Genomic DNA, 7,094 nt, shown 5'->3' with positions numbered 1-7,094 from the left:
GCTGCCGCTCGCGAAGACCGCTGACGACTACGAGGCCTTGCTGCCTTGGAATCTCAAGACATCCGCTGTTTAGCCGAACTCGTATCCGACCGCAAGAGGCGTTGTTAGTCGACCGCTTACAGCTGGTCCGTAGACATCCCGGAAGCGGCGGAGATCTTCCTTCAGACGGGTGACTGACAGGGTCGTGACGTCCTTCGGCGCCGTGTAATACGCGCCGTCCTCCGGATTCGTGCGCGCGAGGCGCAAGTCCATGTGGCCCAGAACGTCTTCGACCTTTGCGAGCGCTTCCGGGGCCGAGAGGTAGTTGTACTCGGTCGGGTACGCGACCGAACAGACAAAGCGGCCCGAGAGCAGGGTTTTGAGAACGGCGGCGATCACTGAGCGTCTCCAGCATCGACGGTCATGATTTCGCCCGTCGTCACGAAGTCGTGCTTCAGTACGGCGAATGTACGGATCACGCCCATATCCTCCAGACGATATCGCTGCGCGAACTTGCGATAGTGGCGAGGGTTCAGATCCGGCGAGGCAGTGATCACGTCGATCCGGTTGTCGCGGAGCATATCCATCAGGGCGATGAAGTTCGGTCCGTCAAATTTTCCGACTTCGTCGGTGACCCATGTAATGTAGATCGCGTCTTTGCCGCGGATCATGTTCAACATTCCGAGCAAGAGCGTAATCAGGATGATCGAGGTCAGACCGTTTGACGACACGTTTTCCAACTCGCTTTCGCGGTGGAATGCCTTCTCGACGTCGTTCTCCATAACCTTGCCGCGAATACGGATGTGCTGCGACAGGTCGACCTCAAGCCGGCCACCGCTAGCGATGGTATTGGCAACCTCATGGAGTACGACTTCGGCGGCTTCGTCGGGAACCTGCGGCGCTGGCCTGCGCGTCCCAGGGCAAGGTGTGAATCGTTCGCGAATTTGCTGACCTGCTTCAGACGTTCCATAAAGCCCAGGTCAGAAAAATCCGTGACCATCTCGATCTCCAACCCACGAATGCGCTCAAACTGTTGCACCGACTGAAGGCCCTTGCCGAGATCCTTGTTGAAGCGCTTGATGTCCGACTCGAAGCTCTGAATCGCGCTATGGAAGCGTTCGATTGTGTCCAGTATCACGCGCAGCGTATTGTTCAGGTTCGCAACGATCTCGTTCGGGATATTGCGATGGCACCGTACGAGGGCGCGTGCTTTCTCGATACGGTCGTTCGATACTTCGGCCACGAAGCGCTCGACAAACTCCTTGACGTTGTTGTCGCCGGCCGTCAGGCGGTTGTAGATCGTGTTGTGAAGCTCGCCGATCCGGTGTGTCGTCGACGCCAACTTGCTTTGCGCGGCGCTGACGTTGATCGCCAGTTGCGCGGCGGTCATGCTGGGGTCGATGGAGACATCTGCGTGCTTTGGCGGCGGCAACTTCCCCTCAAGCATCTGCAGTTTCTGGACCTGGCCGGTCAGATCAGTGATCGACTCGTCGAAGGCCCTCTGCTGCACGCGATAGGCCTCGATTGCACGCTTGACGGCACCTTCATGAGCCCTGATGGCGTCGTCAGCCTTCGATAGTGCCGTATTGGCGTCGCGCGCCGCTTCCTCAAGGCGGATCAGTTCAGTCGGCCCGTTGTTGTTGAGCCAGGCGCGCCACTGTTCGACCAGCACAACCTTGTTTTCCAAGGTGCGCAAGATTGCATCGATTTCCTTGCGGCGAGCATCCCATTGTTCGAACTTCTCTGGATCGAGATTCTGGGCGCGCAGCCGCTCATTGCGTCGGGCGGTCAGCGCGGCTACCTGGCTGGTGGCTTGCTTTTTGATGCCGTCCCGGCGAGTCTCGAAATCGGACGCTTCTTTCTTCGCGGCAATGCCGGCGTTCCAAATCTCGGTACCGAAGCGGCCTTCAATGCCCTCGATCTCTTGTCGCGCGGAGGCAGTATATTGCTCCTGCGCTTGCTTCAGCGCCTTCATCTCCTTGCCTAGGCGGTTCGAACAGGCCCGCCAACGCCTTACCGTCGCGAACGCCCTCCAGACCGACACCAAGGCCAAGCGCGAAGCCGCCTCGGCCAATGTGACGGTCAGCTTCTCGGTTGAGCGTCTCGAGGTCGGCGTCGCGGGTCGTCTCGATCTCCTCGCGCGCAGCTCGGATCTCGTCCTCGATAACGGCGGCCTCGGCGGAATACACCTGGCGTTGCTGCAGGATGCCAGCCCGTTCGGCTTGCAATGCCTGTGCGCCTTCCTGCTTTTTTTTGCCCAGCCGGCGACGTCTTCTTTGTCAAAGCGTGCCTTGAGCGCGGCTTGATCGTCATAGGCCTGTTCGGCAGTCCGACGATTGGACTGCGCTTGCTCGAACGCGGTGGTCAGGGTTGCCTGGATATTCTGCTCGGACTCCTGCTGGCGTTGCCGTTGTGTGGCTGCGGTGTTCTGGCGAGCAGTGACGTCGGCGAGCGCTTTCGTTTTGTTGTCCAGCAGTGCGCTCACCTCGGCAGAGAGCAGGCGAATGTCGTCTTCCTCGCGATAGCAGCGGTCGATCGTGGATTCAAGGTCATCCACGATCCGAGTTATTTTGTTGGCGTCCTCGCAAGCGCGGCGATTCTTGATCCAATCGGTGATTTCGCTCTTGGTCTGCTTGAGGAGGAGCTTTTTCCTTTCCGAGTCCGCGCTGGCGCTCGTCTCCTCGTCGACCATGCCGGCGGCGACTTGGATGAGGTCGGCGAAGCTCACGTGTTCCTTGACGACCGAGCCAACCAGGCGGTCGAGATTCGGCATGGCGCGCGGGGCGAAAGAATATTCGCGGGCGATTTGGCGCAGCTTGTGCGCCTGCTTCGTGTTCGCCTGCAGATTCAGGATGATGGCTCGATACTCGGAAGCGTCGAGCTTCATCGAGAAGGCTACGCCGATATTGGTGGCTGCGGTCTTGGATCCTTCGTCGTCCAGAAACGTCCCGTTCTCGTCAACGAAGATTTCGCGCCGAAAGCCGGATTCGAAAAGCCGATACTCGAGGGCGTCGGGATTGTCCCGGCGGGCACGCAGAACGGCCAGGCGCAAATCGTGCGTTTCGGACGGGCCGCGCTGGTACTCGAAAACGATCGCGCTTTCCGGCGTGGGCAGCGTGAATCGTGGCATCGATTTCTGGCCATGTCCGATCTGAATGATCTGGCTCGGTAGGTGCCCGTAAAAGAGGGGGGTGAGACGAAGGGTCGTGGTCTTGCCAACGCCATTGGGCCCAACCACGGCAGCGCCGTCGCGGGGGGCGATTTCGGTGATTCGGCGCGAAGGGCGTTGCTTGTTCGTCCCCACGTTGACGAGGAGCATTTTCCGGATTCGGTGCATGGGCTTCCTTCGTTCTTAGTTTGGAGTATTGCCCAGAGCCACAGTGGTGGTGCGAGACGGTGAATTGGCCACGCCGGTAGTTTGCCAGATTAGGGCCCTCATGCGACTCTTGGCTCTATTTCCGTCGGATTCAGGTGAATGACATCGATTTTCCATTGAATGGTGGCTTATAATGATAGTGTTTGACAGTTTTGCATCTAAGCTTAATTAGCTTTAAACTATCTCCTGTCATCTCTCGACTGGAAAGGAAACTTACATGGCATCCTATAAGGAACTCATGTCCCAGAAGCAGGCCCTCGAAGCCCAACTGGAAGAGGTGCGCGCCAATGAAGTAGCGGGCATCATCGAGAAGATTCGGAGCCTGATGGCCGACTATGGCTTGACGGTCGAAGACATTGCCAAGCGCCGTCGCGGCCGTCCAGCAGGCAGTGGCGCGAGCAAGCCGAAGTCGGAGCTGCCCCCTAACAGGCTGCTGAAGTACTCACCGCGCAAGCGATGAGGCTTCCCCCATAAGGCCGGCGGGGCCGTTAATTTTCACCATCCGGAAGCCGGGCGCCACTGCATCGGCTTTTTTCGCGTTTGGGAGCCCATTTCCGGCCTCATTACCGCGATTACTGCAACTGCGGACGGATTTGTCCCAGCGAGCGCATACGTACGAGGTTGTAGGCGGCCATGCTCAGCACAAACATCTGGTCGACTTTCTTGAGTCCGCGCACCATCACCTGACGCATGCGCCCCACGGTCTTCGCCCAGCCAAAGCCTTGCTCGATCAGCTTGCGCTTCTGTTGCGAGACGGCATAACCGGCGCTGCAAGCAATGGCATCAGGAACGGCCGAGCGCCGGCCCGAAGTGTTTTGCGCCACATGCGGAGTCACTTTCATCTCCAGGCACGCCTCGATGAACTCCTGCGCGTCGTAGCCTTTGTCTGCGCCCACGGTAACTTCCACATTCAGGTCTTCAATCACCTGCCTGGCATCGTTGAGCATGACCTTTGCGGCCTCGCGCTCGGCGTGTCCGTCCGCGTTGGTCACCATGGCGCTCACCACCAGGCCGTGGCGGTTGTCGCTCAGGGTATGGCCCATGTAGCGCAGCTCACTCGCTGTTTTTCCCTTGCGGTACAGCTTGGCATCGGGATCGGTCTTGGACTCGTGCGTCTCGTTGCTGCGCTTGCGCCCCTTGAAGTTGCCGCCGTCGTTGTCGTCCTTGTCGCCGCCATCCTTGCGCACGAAGCTCTTGTGGCCTGCCCAAGCCTGAATCAGCGTGCCGTCCACGCTGAAGTGCTCACCTGACAGCCAGTTCTTCTTCTGCGCGATGGCAAGCACTTCGTTGAAGAACTGGATCACTGTATCATGCTTGATCAGCCGTTCGCGGTTCTTGGTGAAGACCGTGGGCACCCAAACTGTGTCGTCCATCGACAGCCCGATGAACCAGCGAAACAGCAGGTTGTACTGGGTCTGCTCCATGAGCTGACGTTCGGAACAAATGCTGTAGAGCACCTGTAGCAGCATGGCTCGCAGCAGCTTCTCCGGCGCAATGCTAGGCTGGCCACCCTTGATATCGGCCTCGTACATCTGCGCGAACAACCGGTCCATCTTCACCAGCGCCTGGTTGGCCATGGTGCGGATCGAGCGCAACGGGTGGGACTTCGGCACGAAATCATCCAGCCTCCGCATAGTGAACAAACTCTCGGTGAAGGTATCTGCGCCGCGCATGAAAGTAGGGTTGGATGGGATCCTCAAATCAACGCTTCAGCCAGCCGTCGCGCTGACCTCCGCCGGAGGTATTTCAGCGGCCTGCTAAGTACCACGACCCCAAGACCGGGAAGACCTGGTCCGGCCGTGGTCGCCAACCGGCTTGGCTCGGTAAGAACCCCAAGCGATTCCTGATTGCCGAAGACGCCTAATCTTAGCTTCCGGCCCTCAAGTCGTATCGCCCCTGCCCACATGCAGGGGCTTTGTTTTTTGAGAGCAGCACCATGTCCCTTGAAGCGATTCTCGCCGAGATCATGCTTGCCCGGCCATACCTGATTCCTCGCGAGCGCACAGACGAGGGTATAAGGAATGGATATTCCTATTGGCTGCGGGTTCCGCCCAGTAAGGAGGTGCGAGTCATCCGTCTTTCGCAAGAGGACGGTAGCTATGAGCTCGTGCGTTCGGCCAGCGAGCGCAAAACCCTCGCGAAAGTTCGACAGCGTTTCTCCGGCTCAGTAGCCGAGCTCTTGGCCATCATCGATGAACAGATCGCCATCACCCGGAAACCCGAGCGTTAGCCACTTTCCCCCGCTGACCAAAACTGGTCAGGTACTGGATGGAATGATTTGCATGGAGTCGACGGCTGTCGAGTCCATGGACATGCGTGCACCTGCGGATGCTGGGGCCCGTGGTGGCACGTCTTCGGCACAATCTCAACGCAGTCGGCGATAACCGACGGGGGCCAAGAAGGCAGTCTTCCACCGACAAGTTCCCGCAGCGGTATTGCGTCGACTTTGCACGATGCAATCGGTGATCCGCAGCATTCGTCGCCAGGAATTCTTCGCGACAAATAGAGCAAAGCGCGAGGGCTGTCAGGACCGAGCGGCGTTACGCAATACGGCGCATGGCTTCAAGCATGGAATACCCTTGACTCGTCAAGCGGGGGGGCATTTGCGCTGCCATGGCCATGCTCCATCGTCACCAGTTTGCGGACCAGCAAGCTGTCCAACTGTTCCGGTTCGAGATCGTCGATATCTTGCGCATCGCCAAGCAGTAGCAGCGCGGCGATTTCATGAGGACTGAGCATGTCAGGCTCCTTTGTCGGGGGGACGGAAAAAGGAACTACGACTGCTGGTCCGTGGACGGAGTTTCACGGAAGATGACAGGAACAACACTGAGTGAACTCGGTGCGAGGACGCGCTGGGTATGCGCACACCGAGCGTTGACACTAAACGCTCTTGTCCACGGAATCAAGCGCTTCGTGTGCTGCAATGCAGCGACGAAGCTGAAACCCATTGGATCGTTGGTCGATGTTTCAGCCGTTTTCGCAACCCCATGGTGAACCCCGGATCACTGCAAGTTGCTACAATGGGTATACTCCGGCGCTTCCAACCAATACGGATAAATCAACATGGTCGCAGCAACCAAAGCAACGACGCCGACGAGCGCGGTTACCAAAAGGAAGCCTGTCACAAAGAAGCTGACGGCACCGACGAAGAAGGCGAGAGTGCTCGCACGTGAAGCCCAGGCAGCGAAGAAGCGCTTGCTGAAACTGCGTGCCGACACGAAGAAGGCCATTGAAGCTGCAAAGCGTGAGGTCGTGAAAGCGACGGAAGCCGCAAAGTCCGCAGCGCGTTTTGAGAAGCAAGCCGCAAAGGACAAGCTCGCGGCGAAAAAGGCGAAGGCTGCAGGTGTCAAGAAGGCTTCCAGCAAAGCTGCCGCCACGAAGGTCGCCCCGAAAAGGGCTGCCGGTAGCAAAACCAATGCGACTGTTGTGCAGAAGAAGGCTGCGGTGAAATCCGTGACGAAGAAGCGAGCCCCGGCGAAGACGGTGGCGCAGACCGTCGCGGCACCCGAAGCTTCGGCGTGATCTTTTGCCTCGAGCGAGTTGGCCTTTAGCAAACGGGTCGATTCAAACGGGATTGGTGCACACCGGCGCCTAGTTTGATCGCCTCGGCAGGCCGAACCGAGTTTCGGCCTGTTCTGCACCAGCAGTACCCGCCTCTAGCTGGTTCCGTCGCGATAAGGAGGTAGGGGCGAGCGGGGGACGGAAAGGTGCTGCGGTTAGGCCACCAGGGAGTAGAACT

6 protein-coding genes and 3 pseudogenes are annotated in these 7,094 nt (G+C 58.7%); 4 read left to right on the top strand and 5 right to left on the bottom strand.

Annotated features, from left to right (window positions below; all coding sequences use genetic code 11):
• Positions 1-69: 69 nt before the first annotated feature.
• From J8I34_RS32750 to J8I34_RS32740, 3 genes and pseudogenes are all read right to left on the bottom strand, one after another.
• Entirely contained in the window at positions 70-378 is a 309-nt protein-coding gene (locus J8I34_RS32750) for a hypothetical protein (protein WP_209778049.1), read from the bottom strand.
• Complete coding sequence (locus tag J8I34_RS35355; RefSeq protein ID WP_348635839.1) at positions 375-824, bottom strand: ATP-binding protein; 450 nt, start codon at positions 822-824, stop codon at positions 375-377. Before J8I34_RS35355 ends, J8I34_RS32750 begins: the two co-directional genes overlap by 4 nt.
• A gap of 110 nt (positions 825-934) precedes the next feature.
• Positions 935-3,298: pseudogene (locus tag J8I34_RS32740) on the bottom strand (ATP-binding protein); the annotation flags it as partial.
• Between the two features lie 274 nt (positions 3,299-3,572).
• On the opposite strand from J8I34_RS32740, the pseudogene J8I34_RS32735 reads away from it, so the two are divergent.
• Positions 3,573-3,779: pseudogene (locus J8I34_RS32735) on the top strand (H-NS histone family protein); the annotation flags it as partial.
• A gap of 148 nt (positions 3,780-3,927) precedes the next feature.
• On the opposite strand, the gene J8I34_RS32730 reads toward J8I34_RS32735, so the two are convergent.
• Entirely contained in the window at positions 3,928-5,028 is a 1,101-nt protein-coding gene (locus tag J8I34_RS32730) for an IS5 family transposase (protein ID WP_209778032.1), read from the bottom strand.
• Positions 5,029-5,108: 80 nt separating this feature from the next.
• On the opposite strand from J8I34_RS32730, the pseudogene J8I34_RS32725 reads away from it, so the two are divergent.
• Together J8I34_RS32725 and J8I34_RS32720 are read left to right on the top strand one after the other, a co-directional pair.
• Positions 5,109-5,219 (top strand): annotated as a pseudogene (locus tag J8I34_RS32725) (H-NS family nucleoid-associated regulatory protein); the annotation flags it as partial.
• A gap of 72 nt (positions 5,220-5,291) precedes the next feature.
• The gene (locus J8I34_RS32720; RefSeq protein WP_209778029.1) at positions 5,292-5,585 is read left to right on the top strand and encodes a hypothetical protein; all 294 of its coding nucleotides are present in this window, start codon (positions 5,292-5,294) and stop codon (positions 5,583-5,585) included.
• 332 nt (positions 5,586-5,917) lie between these two features.
• Here the strand turns inward: J8I34_RS32720 and J8I34_RS32715 are convergent, their stop codons facing one another.
• Complete coding sequence (locus tag J8I34_RS32715; RefSeq protein WP_209778028.1) at positions 5,918-6,094, bottom strand: hypothetical protein; 177 nt, start codon at positions 6,092-6,094, stop codon at positions 5,918-5,920.
• Positions 6,095-6,418: 324 nt separating this feature from the next.
• Here J8I34_RS32715 and J8I34_RS32710 point away from each other — a divergent pair, with 324 nt between their 5' ends.
• The gene (locus tag J8I34_RS32710) at positions 6,419-6,877 is read left to right on the top strand and encodes a fumarate hydratase (RefSeq protein ID WP_209778026.1); all 459 of its coding nucleotides are present in this window, start codon (positions 6,419-6,421) and stop codon (positions 6,875-6,877) included.
• Positions 6,878-7,094: the final 217 nt, after the last annotated feature.

This window comes from Cupriavidus phytohabitans, assembly GCF_017815025.1.
GTDB lineage: Bacteria > Pseudomonadota > Gammaproteobacteria > Burkholderiales > Burkholderiaceae > Cupriavidus.
The sequence above is the reverse complement of the archived record's forward strand: the minus strand, read 5'-3'. Positions and strand labels throughout refer to the sequence as shown.

Excerpts from the sequence above, each read along its gene's own strand:
- J8I34_RS32730 (WP_209778032.1), bottom strand. The coding sequence starts at position 5,028 with ATGCGCGGCGCAGATACCTTCACCGAGAGTTTGTTCACTATGCGGAGG.
- J8I34_RS32720 (WP_209778029.1), top strand. The coding sequence starts at position 5,292 with ATGTCCCTTGAAGCGATTCTCGCCGAGATCATGCTTGCCCGGCCATAC.
- J8I34_RS32715 (WP_209778028.1), bottom strand. The coding sequence starts at position 6,094 with ATGCTCAGTCCTCATGAAATCGCCGCGCTGCTACTGCTTGGCGATGCG.
- J8I34_RS32710 (WP_209778026.1), top strand. The coding sequence starts at position 6,419 with ATGGTCGCAGCAACCAAAGCAACGACGCCGACGAGCGCGGTTACCAAA.